Source organism: Anaerotruncus massiliensis (ex Togo et al. 2026) (assembly GCF_900199635.1).
Taxonomy (GTDB): Bacteria; Bacillota; Clostridia; order Oscillospirales; family Ruminococcaceae; genus Anaerotruncus; species Anaerotruncus massiliensis.
In genome coordinates this window covers 243,930-263,374 of record NZ_LT962687.1, presented here as the reverse complement: position 1 = coordinate 263,374, position 19,445 = coordinate 243,930, and the positions used below count along the sequence as shown (strand labels likewise).

19 protein-coding genes and 2 tRNA genes are annotated in these 19,445 nt (G+C 63.0%); 17 read left to right on the top strand and 4 right to left on the bottom strand.

Going from position 1 to position 19,445, the window contains the following annotated elements; translation table 11 throughout:
- The first annotated feature begins 39 nt into the window (after positions 1–39).
- From C1A13_RS01790 to C1A13_RS01775, 4 genes are all read left to right on the top strand, one after another.
- On the top strand, positions 40–1,392 hold the full coding sequence (locus tag C1A13_RS01790) for a hemolysin family protein (RefSeq protein WP_172439126.1): 1,353 nt from the start codon (positions 40–42) through the stop codon (positions 1,390–1,392).
- 76 nt (positions 1,393–1,468) lie between these two features.
- Positions 1,469–2,401, top strand: a complete 933-nt coding sequence (locus C1A13_RS01785) for a hypothetical protein (RefSeq protein WP_101548597.1) — start codon at positions 1,469–1,471, stop codon at positions 2,399–2,401.
- A gap of 77 nt (positions 2,402–2,478) precedes the next feature.
- Positions 2,479–3,189: a tRNA 2-thiocytidine biosynthesis TtcA family protein gene (locus C1A13_RS01780; RefSeq protein WP_101548595.1), complete on the top strand. Its 711-nt coding sequence runs from the start codon at positions 2,479–2,481 to the stop codon at positions 3,187–3,189.
- Positions 3,190–4,332: 1,143 nt separating this feature from the next.
- Positions 4,333–5,040, top strand: a complete 708-nt coding sequence (locus C1A13_RS01775) for a tRNA threonylcarbamoyladenosine dehydratase (RefSeq protein WP_101548593.1) — start codon at positions 4,333–4,335, stop codon at positions 5,038–5,040.
- A gap of 259 nt (positions 5,041–5,299) precedes the next feature.
- Here the strand turns inward: C1A13_RS01775 and C1A13_RS01770 are convergent, their stop codons facing one another.
- Complete coding sequence (locus tag C1A13_RS01770; protein ID WP_101548592.1) at positions 5,300–5,614, bottom strand: DUF1292 domain-containing protein; 315 nt, start codon at positions 5,612–5,614, stop codon at positions 5,300–5,302.
- A gap of 1,132 nt (positions 5,615–6,746) precedes the next feature.
- Between C1A13_RS01770 and C1A13_RS01765 the strand changes: the two genes are divergently transcribed.
- Positions 6,747–7,526, top strand: coding sequence for a peptidylprolyl isomerase (locus C1A13_RS01765; RefSeq protein WP_207654169.1), 780 nt, complete (start codon positions 6,747–6,749; stop codon positions 7,524–7,526).
- Positions 7,527–7,593: 67 nt separating this feature from the next.
- Positions 7,594–8,019 (top strand): hypothetical protein, encoded by a 426-nt coding sequence (locus C1A13_RS01760; protein WP_101548590.1) that lies wholly within the window; start codon positions 7,594–7,596, stop codon positions 8,017–8,019.
- A 118-nt stretch (positions 8,020–8,137) separates the two neighbouring features.
- Here C1A13_RS01760 and C1A13_RS01755 read toward each other — a convergent pair whose 3' ends face one another.
- Together C1A13_RS01755 and C1A13_RS01750 are read right to left on the bottom strand one after the other, a co-directional pair.
- Complete coding sequence (locus C1A13_RS01755) at positions 8,138–8,629, bottom strand: hypothetical protein (RefSeq protein WP_101548588.1); 492 nt, start codon at positions 8,627–8,629, stop codon at positions 8,138–8,140.
- Positions 8,630–8,641: 12 nt separating this feature from the next.
- A complete protein-coding gene (locus C1A13_RS01750; RefSeq protein WP_101548586.1) occupies positions 8,642–10,933 on the bottom strand; it encodes a hydratase in 2,292 nt (763 codons plus the stop codon).
- Positions 10,934–11,088: 155 nt separating this feature from the next.
- Here C1A13_RS01750 and C1A13_RS01745 point away from each other — a divergent pair, with 155 nt between their 5' ends.
- The 3 genes from C1A13_RS01745 to C1A13_RS01735 all read left to right on the top strand — a co-directional run bounded on the left by C1A13_RS01745 (position 11,089) and on the right by C1A13_RS01735 (position 12,367).
- Positions 11,089–11,970, top strand: a complete 882-nt coding sequence (locus C1A13_RS01745) for an LCP family glycopolymer transferase (RefSeq protein WP_101548584.1) — start codon at positions 11,089–11,091, stop codon at positions 11,968–11,970.
- A gap of 207 nt (positions 11,971–12,177) precedes the next feature.
- Positions 12,178–12,253 (top strand) — tRNA-Thr (locus C1A13_RS01740).
- 29 nt (positions 12,254–12,282) lie between these two features.
- Positions 12,283–12,367, top strand: a tRNA-Tyr gene (locus C1A13_RS01735).
- A 410-nt stretch (positions 12,368–12,777) separates the two neighbouring features.
- Here C1A13_RS01735 and C1A13_RS15220 read toward each other — a convergent pair.
- The gene (locus tag C1A13_RS15220; RefSeq protein ID WP_199724048.1) at positions 12,778–12,945 is read right to left on the bottom strand and encodes a helix-turn-helix domain-containing protein; all 168 of its coding nucleotides are present in this window, start codon (positions 12,943–12,945) and stop codon (positions 12,778–12,780) included.
- A gap of 305 nt (positions 12,946–13,250) precedes the next feature.
- Here C1A13_RS15220 and C1A13_RS01725 point away from each other — a divergent pair, with 305 nt between their 5' ends.
- From C1A13_RS01725 to C1A13_RS01695, 8 genes are all read left to right on the top strand, one after another.
- The gene (locus tag C1A13_RS01725) at positions 13,251–14,372 is read left to right on the top strand and encodes an ROK family transcriptional regulator (protein WP_101548580.1); all 1,122 of its coding nucleotides are present in this window, start codon (positions 13,251–13,253) and stop codon (positions 14,370–14,372) included.
- A gap of 219 nt (positions 14,373–14,591) precedes the next feature.
- Positions 14,592–15,641 (top strand): NAD(P)-dependent alcohol dehydrogenase, encoded by a 1,050-nt coding sequence (locus C1A13_RS01720; protein WP_101548578.1) that lies wholly within the window; start codon positions 14,592–14,594, stop codon positions 15,639–15,641.
- A 17-nt stretch (positions 15,642–15,658) separates the two neighbouring features.
- Positions 15,659–16,423 carry an SDR family oxidoreductase gene (locus C1A13_RS01715; RefSeq protein ID WP_101548575.1) on the top strand — a complete coding sequence of 255 codons (765 nt, stop codon included), beginning with the start codon at positions 15,659–15,661 and terminating at the stop codon, positions 16,421–16,423.
- 189 nt (positions 16,424–16,612) lie between these two features.
- On the top strand, positions 16,613–17,095 hold the full coding sequence (locus C1A13_RS01710) for a DUF4367 domain-containing protein (protein ID WP_101548573.1): 483 nt from the start codon (positions 16,613–16,615) through the stop codon (positions 17,093–17,095).
- A 63-nt stretch (positions 17,096–17,158) separates the two neighbouring features.
- Complete coding sequence (locus C1A13_RS15180) at positions 17,159–17,293, top strand: hypothetical protein (protein ID WP_256153159.1); 135 nt, start codon at positions 17,159–17,161, stop codon at positions 17,291–17,293.
- A gap of 13 nt (positions 17,294–17,306) precedes the next feature.
- Positions 17,307–17,534: a hypothetical protein gene (locus tag C1A13_RS01705; RefSeq protein WP_199724050.1), complete on the top strand. Its 228-nt coding sequence runs from the start codon at positions 17,307–17,309 to the stop codon at positions 17,532–17,534.
- A 111-nt stretch (positions 17,535–17,645) separates the two neighbouring features.
- Complete coding sequence (locus C1A13_RS01700; RefSeq protein ID WP_101548571.1) at positions 17,646–17,894, top strand: hypothetical protein; 249 nt, start codon at positions 17,646–17,648, stop codon at positions 17,892–17,894.
- Between the two features lie 458 nt (positions 17,895–18,352).
- Complete coding sequence (locus C1A13_RS01695) at positions 18,353–18,592, top strand: heavy-metal-associated domain-containing protein (RefSeq protein ID WP_101548569.1); 240 nt, start codon at positions 18,353–18,355, stop codon at positions 18,590–18,592.
- Positions 18,593–19,445 lie beyond the last annotated feature (853 nt).

Below are 19,445 nucleotides of genomic sequence, written 5' to 3'. Positions count from 1 at the left end.
CGGAAACAATCGTCCATCCGCGCGGCGCAAATTGGAGGAATGAACAACATGGACCCCTATCCCAGTATCGTGATTTTCCTGCTCCTCATCCTGCTCAGTTCCCTGCTGACCGCCGGGCGCACCGCCCTCACCCAGCTGCGGGACAGCAGCGTGAAGAAGATGGCTTCCTCCGAACGCGGCGGGGAGCGGTTCATCGCGCGGCTGCTTGAACGCCCCGCCGCCTTCCTCGACGGCGTCGAGCTCGCGCGCTTCGCCTGCACGGTGGCCGCGGCGCTCTTCACCTATCCCCTCGCCCTCGTCCCGCTGACCTGGCTCGTCCGCTCGCTTTCCTTCAGCCGGTCGCTTTACTACGCCTTTTCCTTCGTCGGCTTCCTGCTGACCGTGCTCCTGCTCAACGTGCTCTGCGCGCTTCTCCCCTACCGGGTGGCCTGCCGCCATCCCGAGGGGGTCTCGGCCGCGCTCGCGCGGCTGTGCTGGTTCGTCGCCTGCGTCATGCGCCCCTTCGTGCTCCTGAACGGCGCGCTCGCCCGCGGGCTGGCGCGCCTGTTCGGCGTGCGCGCCGGCGAGGAGCCCGAGGAGGCCACCGAGGAGGAGATCCGCATGATGGTCGACGTGGGCAGCGAAAAGGGCTCGATCGAACAGAGCGAGAAGGACATGATCAACAACATCTTCGAGTTCGACGACCGCAGCGTCTCGGAGGTCATGACCCACCGCACCGATATGACCGCCGTGCCCAAGACCGCCTCCCTCGAGGAGATCGCGGACCTGGCCGTCGAGACGGGCTTTTCGCGCATTCCCGTCTACGACGACGACATCGACGACATCATGGGCATCATCTATGTCAAGGACCTGCTCCGCCTCATCGGCAAGGGGGAGGACGCAGCGTTCGACGCCCAGAAATATATGCGCCCCGCCCTCTTCGTGCCCGAGAACATGAGCTGCGTCGACCTCTTCGCGCAGTTCAAGCAGAAGAAGGTCATGGTCGCCGTCGCCGTCGACGAATACGGCGGCACGGCGGGCATCGTCTCGATGGAGGACCTGCTCGAATCAATCGTCGGCAACATCCAGGACGAGTACGACGACGAGGAGGAGGAGATCTCCCAGCTCTCGGACAACTGCTGGTCGATTGACGGCACCGTCGCGATCGACGACGTCGAGCGGCTCTTCGACGTCGAGTTCGACGAGGACACCGACTACGACACGATCGGCGGCCTGATCACCGAGGCCCTCGGCCGCCTGCCCGAACCGGGCGAGCACCCCTCCGTTCAGCTTGAGGGCGTCCAGTTCACCGTCCTGCTCGTCGAGGAGCGGCGCATCGCCCGCATCCGCGCCGAACGCCTCCCTCCCGAGGAGCCGGCCGAGCGCGAGAAGGACAAAAAAGAAAAAAATTGAAAATCCCGGCAGGAAATCCCTGCTTTTCCGCCACTTCTTCCATGTAAAGAATCTGGCTAAAAGGATGTGTGCCGTTATGAAGAGAGGTCTCTGCCTGCTACTGGCGCTGGCGATCTGCGCGGGGCTCGCCGTCCCGGTCTTTGCCGACCGGCTGCTCAAGCCGATCGACGAAGCCTCCCCCCAGCCGGACGAGACGACCCCCGCCATCTCCGTGGCTCCGGCTGAGCTGCCCGTCCTGCTCGAGGCCTCCCTCTGGAAGGGGGACGAGGAGACGGTCAACACGGTGACCGATCCCGACCTGTCCAGGCAGGCCGCCGACCTGCTGCGCGAGGCCGCCGCCTTCCCCGAGGGCGTCACGCCGCCGAGCAGCATCACCGGCGTCAACCTCTACCTCGACTTCCCGGGGCAGGCGCGCCTGCACCTCTTTACGAGCGCCGTCCGCGCGGAGGGCTTTGCCGAGGGGCAGTCCTACCTGATCATCCGCCACATGGACCAGTATTATACCGCGCCCGGCGGGACGATGGACCGGCTGACCGAGCTGCTCTTTCCCCAGACCGTCGCCCTGTGGGCCGCGCTGGAGGACCCGGATTCCCCCGAGAGCGCGGCGCGCGACTACTATAACTTCCTCTCCCCCCGCCTGTCGCGCAGCGAATACGGCGGGCTGGAATTCACCGACGACCGGCGCGGCCTCGTCCTCTGGCAGACTCCCGAGGGCGGCGTCACCCCCGCGCTGGTCGCCCAGCTCACCACCGCCTACCACGGCAGGACCTGCCCCGTCACCTATAAGAGCGCCGGGCGCAGCGCCGCCGAACTCGACGAGATCGTCGAGTTCCTCGAGGCCCGCCGCGGCGTCAAGGGTACCGACACCATCACGAGCTGGGGCATCGACCGGGTAAACGGGCTGGTCATCCTCCACATGAGCGGCCGCTGGCCCGAGCTCAACGCCGCCATGCGCGAAAAGGGCTACACCGACCGGGTGCGCTTCCACGTCGAACCGGCGGAGGGCTGAAATTCCCCTTCCGAACCATCTGCGCCCGGCCGCGGCCGGGCGCTCGCTTTTCCATCAAAACTGTAACGGAGGTTTTTATGCAGGAGATCATGGGCTACATCCGCCGCGCGGTGGAGGAATACCGGATGATTGAGGACGGCGACACGGTCGCCGTCGGCGTGTCGGGCGGCAAGGATTCCGTCGCGCTGCTCGCCGGACTGGCAGGGGTGCGGCGGTTCATCGGCATCGATTTCACCCTCAAGGCGGTCACCCTTGACAACTGCTTCAACGGCGAGGAGGGCGACTTCTCCCCCATCGCCGACCTGTGCGGCTCGCTCGGCGTCGAATACATCCTGCGCCGCACCGACATCGGGCAGATCATCTTCGGCGAGCGCGGCGAATCCAACCCCTGCAGCCTCTGCGCGCGGATGCGCCGCGGGGTGCTGCACGACACCGCCAAGGCGAACGGCTGCAACAAGATCGCGCTCGGCCACCACTTCGACGACGCGGTGGAGACCTTCCTGATGAACCTCTTCAACGAGGGGCGGATCGGCTGCTTTTCCCCCGTCTCCTACCTCTCCCGCAAGGACCTCACGATGATCCGCCCGCTCATCTTCGCCACCGAGCGGGAGGTCCGCAACGCGGTGAACCGCGCCGGGCTCCCCGTCGTCAAGAGCAAATGCCCCGTCGACGGGTGCACCGAACGGCAGTGGACCAAGGAATTTTTATACGATATGGAGAAAACTCATCCCGGAATTACAAAGCGTATCTTCGGAGCCATCCGGCGGGGACATGTCTCGGGGTGGTGATTTGCCGTGCTGCGCCCGGCAAGCCTTTTTCGCGCCCCTCCGGGGCGCTCCAGATGTGCCGTCTTCGGCGGCGGAAATTGCCGGGTCCCGCCCCGACGGCGGTTTTCAATTTGCCGCGCTGCGCCCGGCGGGGCTTTGGATGCGCTCCTCGCCTGCGGCGAGCGCCGCAGAGCGGCGACGCGCATTCAAAGAGGGCCACAGGCCCCCTTTGGATTCCCCGTAGGGAGTCGCCATGCGACCCGGCCCTGCGGGCCGGAACCCTAAGCGGAGCCGCCTTCGGCGGCAAGAATCACGAGCGCGTTCCGCCGCGCGCTACGGGTTCCTTTTCGGACGGACGAAAAGGAACCAAAAGTCCGCCTAAGAACCCTCCACCTTGGGCGGCCTGCCCGGGCTGCGCCCGGAGCGCGCTACGCGCGACGGCCGCTCGCGGGCGCTCCGCCCCGCGACCCCGGCTTGAGTCCGCTGCGCGGACCCGGCCCTGCGGGCCGGAACTCTAAGCGGTATCTCCGGGAGTACCTTGCCAGTACCCGCAGGTTACCGTCACTCCCCACGGGTACACCAGCTGAGGGCTCAATTCAGGTTGCGGGCGCACCCAACGACCGAAGCCGGATGGCTCGCCAAAACCCACGGCGGAAAACAACGCCCGTTCCGGGCGTTCGCGCGCTCTGCGCGCGTGCGCGGCGAAGCCGCGCAGTTTTCCGCCTCCCCGTGGGCGCTGCGCGCCACGCAAAAACGGCCGTGCCTCCCCGGGAGCACCCCCGGTACGGTTCCGGATACTCGCTGACAGAGGCATTGCGCCCGCGGCGCGGCGGCTGGCTGGTTGCTATAGGCTCGTTCGCTGATCCGTGACCAGGGCGCCGCCGACTTTGGCCGCAGGCCAACCAGAGGCGGCGTTGGGGTCGCAGGGGCGAAGCCCCTCGTGCCCTTCTTTGGTTCCTTTCTTAGGCAAGCAAGAAAGGAACTCGCTGTCGGTCGACTACCGACAGGCCCTCCGACCCCCGGGCGGAATATCTAAAACCACCCCAGGGCGGGACCCGGCAAACTACACCGCTCACTGAGCGGTATGCCTAAGGACCGCTGTCGGCCGGCCACCGACAACCTCCGCCGCCCACTGAGCGGCAAAAACAAAAAGGAAGTGCTGCAATGGAAAACTGGCTCGCGCGCACCGCGCTGCTGATCGGGGAGGAGAACACCGCGCGCCTGGCGGGCGCGCGGGGAGCAGTGCTCGGGCTCGGGGGCGTCGGCTCGGCGGCGGCGGAGGCGCTCTGCCGCGCGGGGGTCGGACACCTGCTGCTCGTCGACCACGACACGGTGGACGAGACGAACCTCAACCGTCAGCTCGTGGCGACCCGCGACGCGGTCGGAATGCGCAAGGCGGATGCCGAGCTGCGCCGACTGGGTTCAATCCACCCTGCGGGGGATTTTACCGCCGCGTACGAATTCTACCTGCCGGACAACAGCGGCTTTCTCTTTGACTGGAGACCCGATTTCGTGCTCGACTGCATCGACACGGTGACCGCCAAGCTGCATCTCGCGGAGGCCTGCGCCCGGCGCGGGGTCCCGCTCTACATGTGCCTGGGCACCGGCAACCGGCTCGACCCCGGCGCGCTGCGCATCGGCGACATCGCGGACACGGCCGGCTGCGGCTGCGGGCTCGCGCGGGTGATGCGCCGGGAGCTGAAACGGCGCGGCGTGGCCCGCCAGACGGTGCTCTATTCGGTCGAGGAGCCCGCCAAAGCCGTCTGCCCCGGGGAGCACGGAAGGCACCCGCCGGGAAGCATCGCGTTCGTGCCGCCCGCGGCCGGACTCCTGCTCGCCTCCCGGGCGGCCCGCGACCTGTTGGGACTTTAGAGGAACCAAAAAACGGGCGCCTTCCAAAACTGGAAGGCGCCCGTTCTTTACATGTAAAAACCCCGCCGTATCGATGTCCTGCCAGCTGTAAACCCCCGTCGTTAGACAAGAGTGGGTACGCCCGATCGCGTGTTTCCAGCTCCCTTCGTCCCATCGTGAGATGGGGAGGTCTGCACTCCGCACGCGGAAAGGAACTCCCAAAGTACAGTTGTTGGAGTATAAAGGGCAGAACTGTCGGGTACGGCAGGGAGTTACGGCATTAGTTTTCCCCGTCCTCGCCGCCGGTAAACTCGAAGCTGTCGGACAGACGCTCCATAAAGATCGCCGCGACCTGATCGAACTCGGCCTCGTCCTCGACCGCCTCGAGGAACTCCTCCTCGCCCTCCATGACCGATTTGAGGATCACCAGCTCGCCGTCGTCCTCGCAGTCACAGTCCTCTTCGCCGCAGTCCGCGACCAGCGCCACATAGTGCTGCTCGCCGAGCTCTAGGGTGTCGACGATCTCGAATTCATGCTCGTGGCCCTCATCGTCAACCAGCGTGATCAGATCGGCGCCGAACTCTTCGTTTGCCATAGAAACCGTTCTCCTTTTCCGGGGGTGGATTCCCCCTCAAAAATCGGGCGGAAGGCCCGGTTGTCATCCCTGTTTGATAACATGATAATCCATTGGGAAGCAAATGTCAAATGGTTTTCATTGTGTACAAGTTGTATATATTTTCTTTTCAATCTTGAAAAAATCATATTGACATTCCCCAACAAATTGCTTATAATATAGATACAGAAGAGAGGAACATGATACCAATATTCATAGAAAGGCGGTGGTTCCGATGTACGATGAAGCACACAGTTTCTCATTTGCATTGAGGGACTGTTCGCCCAAGGGCAGGCTTTCCTAGGAGCAGTTTTCAGGACAGCTGCAATCACAGTTTCTGTCGATTTTCAAAGATGATCCGGAGTAAAATCTGTAAATCTGAAAACAACTTGAATTTGGTGCTTGTGAGAGATCCCTTCAGGGAATCCCGAAAGGAAGATGCTCAATCGTAAGAGGCGAGTTCATTCCGCGCAAGACAAATAATCTGTGATTCCAGGTCCCAATCGTAAAACGGGTTTACCGCACGCATCCTATCAAAGCAACCGCACCAGGCAAAATCCCACCGGCGCCGCCGGGGTCGAGTGAAGGGCTTCGGAAACGCCGGCAATGTGAATGATTCGACCTACAATCAAATAACGTTCAGTCCAGGGAACCCAGGCATTGTTGCAGGCATCCTTTACGGTTGAGCAGCAAAGGGTCATATTCCAGAACTGAGCATGGATTCTGCGTCATCGAACTGCATAAGGGCAATCAAAACCGGATCGTAAAGAAGGTCCAAAAGCTGTGATCGTAACCGCAGCGAATGTTTTCGAGTGTTACTTGCATATAGATGTACGAGGTTCCAACAGAGCGGCAGGCCACGGCCCGCCACGGCCGAAAGAGGCTGTGGGAAGGGATCGCGGCAGGCCACATGTCAAAAAAATCAAGCGGCGCCGGTAATCATCGGCGCCGCTTTTGTATGCCCCGCGGCCTCGCCCGCCGATTCATTGCCAAAACGTAAACTTACTATGAATATCCTGCAGGGAGATTGATTTTGGCGGATTATGTGGTAAAATATGAAGAGCAATCCATGTCCTTCGGAAGATCTGTATAAAACCATGGAGGTAACATCATTATGAAAAAAATCGCCCTGCTGCTCTGCGTGGTTCTGATGCTTTCCACGCTGATGGTTGGCTGCAAAAAATCGGAGGAGCCCTCCCCCGAGTCCGGCGCCCCGTCCGGGGAGACCAGCGGACCGGAAAGCATGCCGGAAACCGCTGCCGAGATCTACGCCCACAACATGGAGATCGATGAATCCGCCATCGACCTGGTCCAGTTCAACACGCCGGAGGCCGGTTCCCCCATCGCGACCATTAAAACGTCCCTCGGCGACATCAAGATGGTGCTCTTCCCCAAGGAGGCCCCCAAGGCTGTTGAGAACTTCCAGGCCCTCGTGGAAAAGGGCTATTACAACGGGCTGAAAGTCTACAGCGCCGTGCCGAGCGTCCACGTCGCGACCGGCGATCCCGACAACAACGGCAGCGGCGGCGAAAGCGCCTCGGGCGAGCCGTTTGAGGACGAGTACAGCCTCAACCTCTGGCACTTCAACGGCGCCGTCGCCATGGATAACGGCGGCACCCCCGGCCAGAACGGCAGCCGCTTCTTCATCGTCCAGAACTCCCGCATCACCGATGAGCTCGGCGACAAGATGTTCGACGGCGGCTTCCCCGAGAAGGTCATCCAGAAGTACCTCGAAGTCGGCGGCGTGCCGAATTACGACGCGCGCGACACCGTCTTCGGCCAGGTCATCGAGGGCATGGACGTCGTTGAGAAGATCGCGGCCGTCCCCACCGACGCGGACCACAAGCCCACCGAGGACGTCGTAATCACCTCCGTCGAGCTCGGCACCCTCTGATCGCAGACAGAAACTGAGCGCGGGACGCCAACGCGTCCCGCGTTTTTATGTAAAGGAGACGCTTTTCATGAACCATGTCAAACGCATCGCGGCGCTCGCGCTCGCGCTGGCGCTCGTCCTCTCCCTCGCCGCCTGCGGCGGCTCCAAGACCCGGAAGGTCACCGATTTCCTCACGGAAAAGATGCCCGGCGAGTACGCCGAGGCCACCAAAGCGACCACCGTCACCGACGCGTCCGACGGCTCCTTCAACGTCGAGCTGACGATCGACCTGCCCTCCGGCGGCGCGTCCGATGAGGACATGTTCGATACGATCGCCTTTGAGGCCAGCTACCTCATCGACGAGATCTTTGCCGAGCCCCCCTACCCGCTCAACTTCAAAATCCACTTCCTCAAGGACGGCGCGGACTTCGGCGACATCGAGCGGGCGCACGACAACCCCGTCTTCTACCGCACCTACCAGGGGACGACCGATACCTTCCAGTTCCAGATGTGAGGCCGGAAGCGCATCCGGAGAGGTATGCGCTCCCGCATATGCGCAATAAAAAGAGACCGCCGGCGGCGGTCTCTTTTTTGTCTGCGCGGGAAAGGCGCCTGATGCATTTTGGCTCCGGCTACCCCACGACCTTGTAGCCGTTGGTGAGGTCGCCGAGATCGACGTAATATTTGCGGTAGTCGTCGGGGTGCACGAGCACCCGGACGGTGCGGCGGCCCTCCAGCAGGGAGGCGGGGTTGAACCACAGGCCCTCGCTGCGGAAGTTGTAGATCGTGCGGGTGGCGGAGTCGGTATAGTGGCAGTGCACCACATAGGGGTGCCTGCCGTTCATCTCCAGCGAGGTCTGAAGCCCGCAGCCGTCGTAATCCGCGTTGAGCGCGCGGCCGTTTTCGAGCAGCCAGCGGCGCAGGCGCGCCTTGCGCGCGAGCACCGCGAGACCGATAGCGCCCACGAGCAGGAAGGTCAGCCCCACCAGCCCGAAGGCCAGCAGGAAAATGATCCCGTCCGGCGCGGTGAAGCCGACGCCCAGGCCGATCGCGAGGAACACCGCGCCGAACGCCGTGAAAAAGCCGAAGAACGCCTTCAGGAAGCTCGCCGGATTCCGGAACATACGGGTCCCTCCTTAGTTCTGCGCGCGGTAGTAGTTGATGAGGCAGCCCGCGAGGATGATGTCCCGCTCGTCGTCGGTCAAATCGCCGAGCGTGAGGGTGAAGGGCTTCGTCCCCTCCCCGGTGAAAGCGTAGGCGGTGATCTCCGCCTGCTTCTCCGCGACCGCGCGGCGGATGTTGGGGATGAAGACCGCGTCATATTTCGCGAAGGGCGGCTCGCCGGAAACCACGAAGGGCAGCATGCCCCAGTTGATGAGGTTGGAGCGGTAGCGCTTGGTGGCGTACTCCCGGGCGATGTTGGCCCAGCCGCCCAGCACCTTCTGGCAGGAGGCGGCCTGCTCGCGCGCCGAGCCGTCGCCCGGCTTGACCGCGTAGACGAGGGAGCCGCAGCCGATCGTCCCGCCGTCGACCTCCTGGAAGCCGTCGATCGCGCGGATCCTGTGGATCGGGCAGTCGGGCGACCGGTCGTCGAAGGCGGTGCCCTTCTCGCGGCGGAGCGTCTCCCACTTCTGGGAGTTCTTCGCGGCCCCGACGTACGCCGGGTCCTTGCGGGAGAGGGTGAATTCCGCCAGCTTGAGCGGGTTGGAGCGGTAGGAGGAGGTCTCGCCCGACGGGATCAGCTCGTCGGTGGTGGTGACCGGGTCGGTGATGAAGGCGTCCACGTCGAGCAGCAGGTGCTCGGTCAGCGGGGACATCTCCGGCCAGTCGGCGATGTTCGGGCCGAACTTGAGGGGCAGCTCGGGCTGCGCGCGACCCACGCCGTCATAGACGCGGTTGTCGTAGACCTCGCCGTGGAAGACGTACTTGGGCTTGGTGAAGCCGATATCGAGGTCGGTGGCCGGGGTGAGGACGCCGTGGTTGAGCGCAGTGGCCGCGATCGAGCGCGCGTCCATCAGCGCGACCGACGCGATCTGGCCGTTCCCCGGCTTGGAGCCCTCGCGGTTGGGGAAGTTGCGGGTGCTGTGGCGGATCGAGAGGCCGCCGTTGGCGGGCACGTCGCCCGCGCCGAAGCAGGGGCCGCAGAAGGCGGTGCGCACCGTGGCGCCCGTCTGCATGAGCTTTGCGATCGCGCCGTTCTCCACGAGGCTGATGAAGACCGGCTGGCTCGACGGGTAGACCGACAGCGAAAACTCGTCCGCGCCGATCGAATGGCCCGCCAGGATATCCGCCGCGTCGCAGATGTTGTCGTAGGTGCCGCCCGCGCAGCCGGCGATGACCCCCTGGTCGACGAGCAGGCGGCCGTCCTTCACCTTGTCGCGCAGGGTGAAATGGATGGCGGGGTTGTCGATCGACTTGGCGCCCTCCCGTTCCACCTCGGCGAGGATGTCCATGAGGTTGGCGTTCAATTCGTCGATCTCATAGGCGTTGGAGGGGTGGAAGGGCATCGCGATCATCGGCTTGACGGTCGAGAGGTCGACGTGGACGACCCCGTCGTAATAGGCCGCGTCGCCCGGGGCGAGCCGTTTATACGCCTCTTTGCGGCCGTGGATCTCAAAGTAGTCCTCCACCTGTCCGTCGGTCGCCCACACGGAGGAGAGGCAGGTCGTCTCGGTGGTCATGACGTCGATGCCGTTGCGGTATTCGACGTTCAGGTTGGCGATGCCGTCGCCGATGAACTCCATGACCTTGTTCTTCACATAGCCCTTTTTGAACACCGCGCCGATGATCGCCAGCGCGACGTCCTGCGGGCCGACCCCTCTGTGGGGCCTGCCGGTCAGGTAGACGGCGACCACCTGCGGGCGTTTGATGTCATAGGTGCGGCAGAGCAGCTGCTTGACGAGCTCGGGGCCGCCCTCGCCGACCGCCATCGTGCCGAGCGCGCCGTAGCGCGTGTGGCTGTCCGAGCCGAGGATCATCTTTCCGCAGCCGCTCATCATCTCGCGCATGTACTGGTGGATGACCGCCTGGTGGGCCGGGACGTAGATGCCACCGTACTTCTTGGCGGCGGAGAGTCCGAACATGTGGTCGTCCTCGTTGATCGTGCCGCCCACCGCGCAGAGGGAATTGTGACAGTTGGTGAGCACGTAGGGCAGCGGGAACTTCTCGAGCCCCGACGCGCGCGCCGTCTGGACAATGCCCACGTAGGTGATGTCGTGGGAGGCCATCGCGTCGAATTTGATCTTCAGATCATCCATATTGCCGCTCGTGTTGTGCGCCTCAAGGATCGAATACGCGATCGTCCGCTTGCGCGCCTCCTCCTTCGGGACGGCCCTGCCCATCGCCGCCAGCGCTTCGGCGGCATGTCCGTCGTCGGGGATCAGCTTGCCGTCCGCATAATATGCCCCGGTTTCGTAAAGTTTTATCATGAAATTACCTCCTGTATATTTTCTCAATCAACCGCGCGCGTCATCGGCGGCGGAACAGGTTCTGTCCCTCATTTTAACACATCAAAGCCGCCCGCGCAATGAATAAGCGGTGTACAATCCTGCCAATCCTACTGGGTAGACAGGGGGGATTTCCTTTGCGGGAAGAAAACAAATGGCGCTCCTTTTTGCTGGCGTTCACGCTGACGCTCATGCTGCTCGCCTTCATCATGGTGCTGACGGTTATGGCGGTGCAGCCGTCGATGCCCCGCCAGAACAGCCGCGACGACCCGCCCGAGATCTCCTACCGGCCGGTGGCCGGCGACGCGCTGACCATGGTGGTCGTCGGCAGGTCGCAGGACGGGAGCGCTGGCGATTTCCTCCTCATCCGCTTCAATCCCCAGTACGGGCAGGTGCCCCTCGCGATGCTTCCCCCCGAGACGCTCGTGACCCTCGGCGGCGAACGCCTCACCCTTTCGGAGGCGTGGGAGCGCGGGGGCGGCGTCTCCGTCCGCGAGGCGCTCTCCGAGCGTCTGGGCATCACCGTCGACCGGTACGCCGCCCTCTCGCGCGACATCTTCATCCGCATCGCGCAGAAGACGGGCACCGTCGTCTTCACCCTCCCCTACGCGATCTCCTATGAACGGGACGGCTACTCGATCAACATCCCCGCCGGGGAACGCCGCCTCGACGCGCAGGACGTGGCCGACGTCTTTTCCTGCCCCGTCTTCGAGGGCGGCGCGCTCGGCAAAAGCGAGCTGCTCGGGGACCTCGCGGCCGCCATCGTCAACCAGAACCTCGACGCGGCCGGCGAAAAGCTCTCCTCCGGGCTCTTCAAGCTCGCGGTCAACCTCGTGGACACCGACGTCTCCGCCGCCGACTACGAATTGCGCCGCGACGCCGCCGATTTCATCTCCCGGCTCGACACCGACGTTTCGGGCAGCCTCGCGCCCGCGGGCACGCTGCTCGAGGGGGGCGAGCTCGAGCTTTCCGAGGATTATGTCTCGCTCATCCGCAGGTATTTCGGCGCGGCGGCATAGGCGGGGCGGGCGGGAAACCGGGAGGCGGCAAACCGCCTCCCGGGCGCGGGGAGACCGCTCCCGCGCCGCCGTCCGGCGGGTCCGGACGGCGTTTCCCGCCCCCGCGTTTCCCGCGCGCCGGGATGGCAAAATTTTGGCGAAAACGGGTTGACAAGCCGCAGGCGTTATGATAGAATAAAGTTCGTCGCTATGGAGGATGTTACATCTGCTGGTGTAGCTCAGTTGGTAGAGCAGCTGATTTGTAATCAGCAGGTCGGGGGTTCAAGTCCGTCCACCAGCTCCACCGCTTTTCCACAGCGCGCAACTGAATATGGAGGAGTTCCCGAGTGGCCAAAGGGGGCAGACTGTAAATCTGTTGTCAGTGACTTCGGTGGTTCGAATCCACCCTCCTCCACCAAACACGAGCATCGCAAGACGCTCGTGTTTTTTTATTTCCGGGTGGATTCGAAAGGCGGCTCTTGGCGGGCCGCCGGGGGCGGGCCGCAACCGCCGTGGCTTTTCCGCAGAAAAGCGAAACACCCTCCTCCACCAAACACGAGCATCGCAAGATGCTCGTGTTTTTTTATTCCCGGGTGGATTCGAAAGGCGGCTTTTGGCGGGCCGCCGGGGGCGGGCCGCAACCGCCGTGGCTTTTCCGCAGAAAAGCGAAACACCCTCCTCCACCAACGCGAAAACCCGCATAGTAAGCTACTATGCGGGTTTCTTATTGCATCAACGATAGTTGCACAGGATTGCGGCTACGACACTTATACGACACTTGTACTTAATAAAGGCGGCCCGCCGTCGAAGTTTACACCATGCGAATCTCTATCCGACAAGTCTGGACACGGGGACCCCCAGCGCCCAGGCAAGACTTTCAATTACGTCCGAAGTCGGGTTGGCGGTCCCGCACTCGACCGCGCTGATCGTGCGCACGCACAATCCGGAAGCAAAAGCAAGCCGTTCCTGCGACCATCCCAATTCCAATCTGTTCATTCTGACGTTCACTCCGATTGTCGTTGATAACATGACGCGTCCCTTTCTGCGGGCCGCCTCGTTCGATTCTACTATGTGTCCGTTCAAAAAGGAAGCCGCTAAAAGTTCAAATATCTGACCGTTTTTACTCTTCCAGCGGAAAACATGCCGTTCTTTGACCGATATGCCAGATACGCCTGGCATTATCGCGCTTATCCGCTACCGACGGGTGGGACGCGGCGCGTGATTTTCGCTTTGCGCTTGCCAAACCGGAGGCGGCGGGGTAAAATCAAATGTAAGATCATTTTCATAAAGGGGAAAAGAAAATGCCCAGAGAATCCGTCATGGAGATCAAGACGGTCAACCGCAACCGCATCTACCGGATGATTTACCAGAATCCGCGCATCTCACGGCCGGAGCTCTGCCACCGGCTGGGGCTGAGCATGCCGACCGTAATGCAGAACGTGCGGTACCTGCAGGACCGCGGCCTGGTGGAGGAGGGCGGCAGCCTCGATTCCACGGGAGGACGCAAGGCGGTCGCGCTCACCTGCGTGAAGGACGCGCGGACCGCCGTGGGGCTGGACTTGACCGCGAACCACATCAGCGGCGTGCTGGTCGACCTGGAGGGCGGCATCCTCGCCGAAAGCCGGGAGAAACGCGCCTTTGCGGTGAGCGGCGAATACGCCGACGCGCTCGCCGGCATGGTGCGGGACCTGATCGGGAAGGCCGCGGCGCCCGCCGAACGGGTGCTGGGCGTGGGCGTCTCCATGCCGGGGACCTTTTCGGCCGACGGCGGCCTGATGCTCGATTCCCGGGTGCTGCGGATGCAGAACCTGCGCTGCGCGGAGCTCTCCAGGTCGATCCCCCTCCCCTGCGTCTTCTGCAACGACGCCAACGCGGCCGGCTTCGCGGAGGTCTGGGACGTGCAGAGCCCGTCCGACGCGCTCTACCTCTCGTTGAGCAACACGGTGGGCGGCGCGATCCTGCTCGGGGGGCAGCTCTACAAGGGGGAGAACCAGCGCGGCGGCGAGTTCGGGCACATCCCGGTCGAACGGGACGGAAAACGCTGCTACTGCGGCAAGAAGGGCTGCCTGGACGCCTATTGCTCCGCGACGGTGCTCTCCGATCTGGCGGGGGGCAGCCTCCCGGCATTTTTCCGGGAGCTGCGGGAGGGCGCGCCGAAGGCGCGCATCGCCTGGGCGGATTATCTGGACAACCTCGCCGCCGGGGTGGACATCCTGCGGATGGCGTTCGACTGCCCGGTCATCCTCGGCGGCTACGTGGGCGCGTATATGGAGGACCAGCTGGAGGAGCTGCGCGGCCGGCTCGCCTACCTGAACCGGTTCGACAGGGACGGCGGCTATGTCCGGGTCTGCCGCTACCGCACCGAGGCGTCGGCGGTCGGCGCGGCGCTGATCCACGTGCAGGCGTTCGTGAACAGCATCTGAGCGCGGCCGGGTCCCACATCGTCGGAATTGGAAAAGCGGGGAGCGATCCCCGCTTTTTTGTCTAAATCGGCGCGGCCGCTTTTGTGGATTCCGATGATTTTGCCCTTTTTCGCGCGGCGCGCGGGATTTGCCGTTGACAAGCGGAGGGAAAACCCGTATTTTAATAGTTAGATTCTTTATGTAAATATCCTAACTAACTATTGAAGGGAGCAAGCCCATATGCAGGGAAAGATGAAAGTGGCGGTCATGACCGGCGTCGGCAGGAGCGCGTTTGAGGAGCGGGAAATCCCGCGCCCGAAGGCGGGCGAGGTGCTCGTCAAGCTCGAATACATCGGCATCTGCGGGTCGGACCTGCACTATTACGCGACGGGCGGAATCGGCGACTGCCGGGTGGAGCCTCCCTTTGTGCTCGGGCACGAGGCGGGCGGCACCGTGGTGGAGGCCGGCGCGGGCGTAACCGGCCTCAAGGCCGGGGACCGGGTGGCGCTCGAGCCGGGAAAGACCTGCGGCCACTGCGAGTTCTGCCGCACCGGGCGCTACAACCTCTGTCCCGACGTGGTGTTTTTCGCGACCCCGCCGGTGGACGGCGTGTTCCAGGAGTACGTCGCGCACGAGGCGGGGCTCTGCTTCAAGCTCCCGGACAACGTGAGCACGATGGAGGGCGCGCTGATCGAGCCGCTCGCCGTGGGCTTCCATGCCGCCAACCTCGGGGAGGCGCACATCGGGCAGACGGCGGTCGTCACCGGCTCCGGATGCATCGGGCTGGTCTCCCTGCTGGCGATGAAGGCCATGGGGGTGTCGAGGGTCTACGTGGTGGACGTGATCGAGGCACGGCTGAGGAAGGCGCTGGAATGCGGCGCGGACGGGGTGATCAACGGGAGGACGGCGGACGTGGTGCAGGAGGTCATGAGACTGACCGGCGGCCGGGGGACCGACCTCGTGATCGAGACCGCCGGGACCGAAGCCACCACCCGTCAGGCCATCCAGATGGCGAAGAAGGGCTCGACCATCGTGCTGGTGGGGCTGGGCGCCTCGGGGGAGATGACCCTGCCGATGACCGCCGCCATCAACAAGGAGCTGACCTTCAAAAGCATCTGCCGCTACCGCCACTGCTACCCGATGGCGATCGACGCGGTCGCGACGGGGCGGATCAACATCCGCGGGATCGTCACCAACGAGTTTGCGTTCGACGACCTGCCCGAGGCGCTGGACATCTGCATCAACAACAAGGACGAGGTCGTCAAGGGCGTCGTCAGGGTCGCCGATTAGGAAAGGGAGGGACCGCCATGTATGTCGAGGAACTGTTTGGACTGAAAGGCAAGGTCGCGGTCGTGACCGGGGCGAGCAAGGGGATTGGAAAGACCGCCGCGGTCGGGCTCGCGAAGGCCGGCGCGGAGGTGGCCATCCTCTGCCGCAGCGAGCCGAAGGAGGCGCTGGAGGGCATCGCGGCCGCCGGCGGCCGGGGCTATTGGATCGCCGCCGACGTCACCGACGAAGCGGCCGTCGACGCCGCCTTCGCCGAGATCGCGCGCCGGTCCGGCGCCGTGCATGTGGTGTTCAACAACGCTGGCATCTGCATCCACGAGGACTCGGTCGACGCGCCGGCGGAAAACTTCCGCACGGTCATGAACGTCAATTTTTTCGGGGAGTTTTTTGTGGCGCGCGCCGCCGCGCGGATCATGATGGAGCGGGGCATCCGCGGGAGCATCATCAATATGGCCTCAATGTCCGGTTCGATCGTCAACCTTCCCCAGTGGCAGTGCTCCTACAACGCGTCCAAGGCGGCGGTCATCCACATGACCCGGTCGCTGGCGGTCGAATGGGTCAAAGCGGGCATCCGGGTCAACTGCATCAGCCCGGGATATATTGCGACGGGCGCGCTCGACGAGATCCCGGAGGAGTACCGCGAGTCCTGGATCCCGATGATCCCGATGGCGCGCATGGGGAAGCCGGAGGAGCTGCTTCCCGCGCTTCTCTACCTCGCGAGCGACGCCTCGGGCTACACCACCGGAAGCAACGTGATCGTGGACGGCGGCTATACCTGCCTGTAGGCGGCAGCGGGAAAACGGCGGCATAAAAGGGCGGGGCGGGTCCCGGGAACGCCCCCCCTTTTTTTTTTTCGGCCCTGCCGGGAAACGCCNNNCGGGGCGGTTCCCGGGAACCGCCCCGCCTTTCTTTTTCGCGTCCATGCAGGAAACCGCCGCGCTTCCGGCACCTATCCTCTGAAAGGAGCATCCGCAATGAAAAAATGGATAATTTGCCTGGCCGCCGTTATCGCCCTGTCCATGCTCTCCGCCTGTGCGGGGCAGAAGCCCGCCGAGAGCCAGCTTCCGAACCCCATCGAGGAATACGAAACGCTCGAGGACGCGCAGGCCGCCGCAGGATTTGAAATCCCGACGCCCGCCGAGCTGCCCGAAGGATATACGCTCGAGGCCGTCACGACCATCGCGAAAAGCACCATCCAGCTCATCTACACCGACGGTCGGAACGACCTGACCTACCGCTGCGGGAAGGCCGGCGGCTCCGATATCAGCGGCGATTACAATGTCTACGACGAGGAGGAAACCGCCGACGTCAACGGGAATTCCGTCCTCATGAAGGGCGCCGACGGGTCCCGGTCACTCGCCGTCTGGCAGGACGACGCGTTCTCCTATTCCCTCCATGCCGCCTCCCCGCTTTCGAAGGAGCAGCTGGTCAAAATTGTGGAAAGCGTCAAAAACTGATTTCGGCGGCGCGCGGACGGTTAATTTTCCGCCTCCGGGGAATTCTATTCCCGAGGTGATCGTATGCCAAAGGACAGCCAGCCGGACAAAAAAGAGGTCCGCAGGAAAAAGTGCAACGGCCAGACTCCCCTCACCCGCGAAAACCAGAACCACAACCGGAACGCCAAAAAACATTCGGTCAAACCGGACGACGTGTAAGGAGGGGACCGCCATGCCAAAACCCGGAATGCGCCGCCCCGACCCGCGCGAGCCGCACGGGACGGAAAGCAACCACATCAGCCGCTTCCCGAAGAACGAAGTCTCCCCCGTCCCTGAAATCCAGGGCAAGGCCAAGCATGGGAAGGCCCACGTCCGCCCGGTCATCGAAAACGGCCGGAACGACCACAAGGTTTTCCACGAGTTGAAGGGGGACGGCTCGGTCGGGGACCCCAACCCCTGAAAAGCGCCGCCCACGCGGCGCTTTTTTTCGTCTTTCTCCCGCGCGCTTTGCCGTGATTTTCCGCTGATTTTTCGCGTCCCGCGGCGAACAATACTGCCGAGGTGACTTTTGATGGAATACCAATATGCCGACCTGTCCAACCGGCTCAAAACCGAGATCAAACGGCTGGAAACACAGATCAGCCGCGACACCGGCAGGCGTGTCGTCCTGATCGCCTATGAGGGCGGCGTGCAGCCCACCCCCGTCTTCGGCGACGTGCAGGAATCGGGCTCCGCCGAACTCAAGCGCAACGTCTTCGGGCCGGGCGGCCGCACCCCCGACGACAAGCTCTACGGCAATATTACACAGTGGCATATCTGATCCGCGCCCGTCCTTCATAATTGATTCACAAATCCTTTTCAGAATGTTCGCGCAACTCAAATATCTGCGTCATAATTGCCCGTTATGATAGAGACATGATCAATCTGCCGACGCCGGATGAACGGAATACCGGCCGGACGCCGGCAGGCCCAGCCATTCCCCTACGGGGTTTTCATATACTTTTCTTACTCCTCCTCTTTTCTCTAAAAGCGCGGCGTCATGCCGCGCTTTTGTTTTTGCACCCGCCCTTTTGCGCCCGCATAAACTGGCGTAAGGAGGGCCGTACCATGCCAAATTCACAAAACCTCAGCACCATCACCCTGAGCGTGGGGATTATCCTGCTCATCTGTATCGTCATCCTGCCGCTGCTTTCCGGAACCAGAAACAGTTTTTAGTGCGCCGCTTCTCCCCCGCATCTTTGCATTTCCCCGGGGAATCCTATTCCCGAGGTGATTATGATGTCAAATGAAAGCGCATATTTTATCGTTGAAAACCTCGGCGGCAAGCATGCTCTGAAGGACATTAAGCGCGAGCTGGACGCTCTGCACGGCGTGACCTCCGTCAGCGTCAATCCGGAACACCGGCTCGTCGCGGTCGATTACGACAGCTCCGGCACCTCATACGACCGGATAGAACATCGCCTCAATCGTCTGGGCTTCCAGATTGCGGCCGACGCCAGCGAGATTCAGACCCGCTGACGCGGGCTTCGGACAGCCAAAAGGAACGCCGCCCCCGGGGCGGCGTTCCTTTTTTGATTTGCCGCCCGGCGGACGGTTTGGATTTGCCGCGCTGCACCCGGCGGGGCTTTAGATGCGCTCCTCGCCTGCGGCGAGCGCCGCAGAGCGGCGACGCGCATTCAAAGAGGGCCACAGGCGCCACTTGTCCCTTCGGGACAAATGGTGTCCCCATTCGGGCTGTCGCTTCGCGACCCCTTTGGATTCCCCGTAGGGAGTCGCCATGCGACCCGGCCCTGCGGGCCGGAACCCTAAGCGGAGCCGCCTTCGGCGGCGGAGATTGCCGGGTCCCGCCCCGGCGGGCGGGCCGACTTCTTGCGCGCCCAAGAAGTCGGCGGAAGAAGGGCGCTCAAGGGAGGCTTCAAGCGGCCTGCCCGGGCTACTCCCGGAGCACGCACTCAAAGGCCTCGCCGGCCCTTTGGAACCCACTTTGAGCCGCCTACGGTGGAATCTTTTGTAAGGAAGCGGGGCGCAAAGCTCGCCCCCCTTGAGAATCCCCCCTCCGCTCCGTTGGACGAACTTGACCGAGCTGTGAATTCTTTTGATAAAGCGCGTGTCACGATCTGACGCAAGCGTAAAGGAATCCCCTGCTGACGGACGTGTGGGCACCAGCCTTCTACCTGCGGCTAGGTGGACGGTAGTCCTCATCGGTGGGATGCTCTATACAAATAAAGCGCTCTTCCGCTTTTCGTACAGTATCCGTTAAATGGTCGATTCCCGTCAAAAAAACACCGAAAAGCCTGTAATAGCGTTCCCGATAGGTCATATATTTCCCTCCGTAATAATTTTTTACACTTGCTGTAATTTTATCTGTATT

What these genes read in the sequence shown, in the direction of transcription:
- C1A13_RS01715 (WP_101548575.1), top strand. Translation starts at nt 15,659, where the DNA reads ATGTATGTCGAGGAACTGTTTGGACTGAAAGGCAAGGTCGCGGTCGTG.
- C1A13_RS01750 (WP_101548586.1), bottom strand. Translation starts at nt 10,933, where the DNA reads ATGATAAAACTTTACGAAACCGGGGCATATTATGCGGACGGCAAGCTG.
- C1A13_RS01720 (WP_101548578.1), top strand. Translation starts at nt 14,592, where the DNA reads ATGCAGGGAAAGATGAAAGTGGCGGTCATGACCGGCGTCGGCAGGAGC.
- C1A13_RS15180 (WP_256153159.1), top strand. Translation starts at nt 17,159, where the DNA reads ATGCCAAAGGACAGCCAGCCGGACAAAAAAGAGGTCCGCAGGAAAAAG.
- C1A13_RS01755 (WP_101548588.1), bottom strand. Translation starts at nt 8,629, where the DNA reads ATGTTCCGGAATCCGGCGAGCTTCCTGAAGGCGTTCTTCGGCTTTTTC.
- C1A13_RS01710 (WP_101548573.1), top strand. Translation starts at nt 16,613, where the DNA reads ATGAAAAAATGGATAATTTGCCTGGCCGCCGTTATCGCCCTGTCCATG.
- C1A13_RS01725 (WP_101548580.1), top strand. Translation starts at nt 13,251, where the DNA reads ATGCCCAGAGAATCCGTCATGGAGATCAAGACGGTCAACCGCAACCGC.
- C1A13_RS01765 (WP_207654169.1), top strand. Translation starts at nt 6,747, where the DNA reads ATGAAAAAAATCGCCCTGCTGCTCTGCGTGGTTCTGATGCTTTCCACG.
- C1A13_RS01760 (WP_101548590.1), top strand. Translation starts at nt 7,594, where the DNA reads ATGAACCATGTCAAACGCATCGCGGCGCTCGCGCTCGCGCTGGCGCTC.
- C1A13_RS01700 (WP_101548571.1), top strand. Translation starts at nt 17,646, where the DNA reads ATGGAATACCAATATGCCGACCTGTCCAACCGGCTCAAAACCGAGATC.
- C1A13_RS01780 (WP_101548595.1), top strand. Translation starts at nt 2,479, where the DNA reads ATGCAGGAGATCATGGGCTACATCCGCCGCGCGGTGGAGGAATACCGG.
- C1A13_RS01705 (WP_199724050.1), top strand. Translation starts at nt 17,307, where the DNA reads ATGCCAAAACCCGGAATGCGCCGCCCCGACCCGCGCGAGCCGCACGGG.
- C1A13_RS01770 (WP_101548592.1), bottom strand. Translation starts at nt 5,614, where the DNA reads ATGGCAAACGAAGAGTTCGGCGCCGATCTGATCACGCTGGTTGACGAT.
- C1A13_RS01785 (WP_101548597.1), top strand. Translation starts at nt 1,469, where the DNA reads ATGAAGAGAGGTCTCTGCCTGCTACTGGCGCTGGCGATCTGCGCGGGG.
- C1A13_RS01790 (WP_172439126.1), top strand. Translation starts at nt 40, where the DNA reads ATGAACAACATGGACCCCTATCCCAGTATCGTGATTTTCCTGCTCCTC.
- C1A13_RS15220 (WP_199724048.1), bottom strand. Translation starts at nt 12,945, where the DNA reads ATGAACAGATTGGAATTGGGATGGTCGCAGGAACGGCTTGCTTTTGCT.
- C1A13_RS01695 (WP_101548569.1), top strand. Translation starts at nt 18,353, where the DNA reads ATGTCAAATGAAAGCGCATATTTTATCGTTGAAAACCTCGGCGGCAAG.
- C1A13_RS01775 (WP_101548593.1), top strand. Translation starts at nt 4,333, where the DNA reads ATGGAAAACTGGCTCGCGCGCACCGCGCTGCTGATCGGGGAGGAGAAC.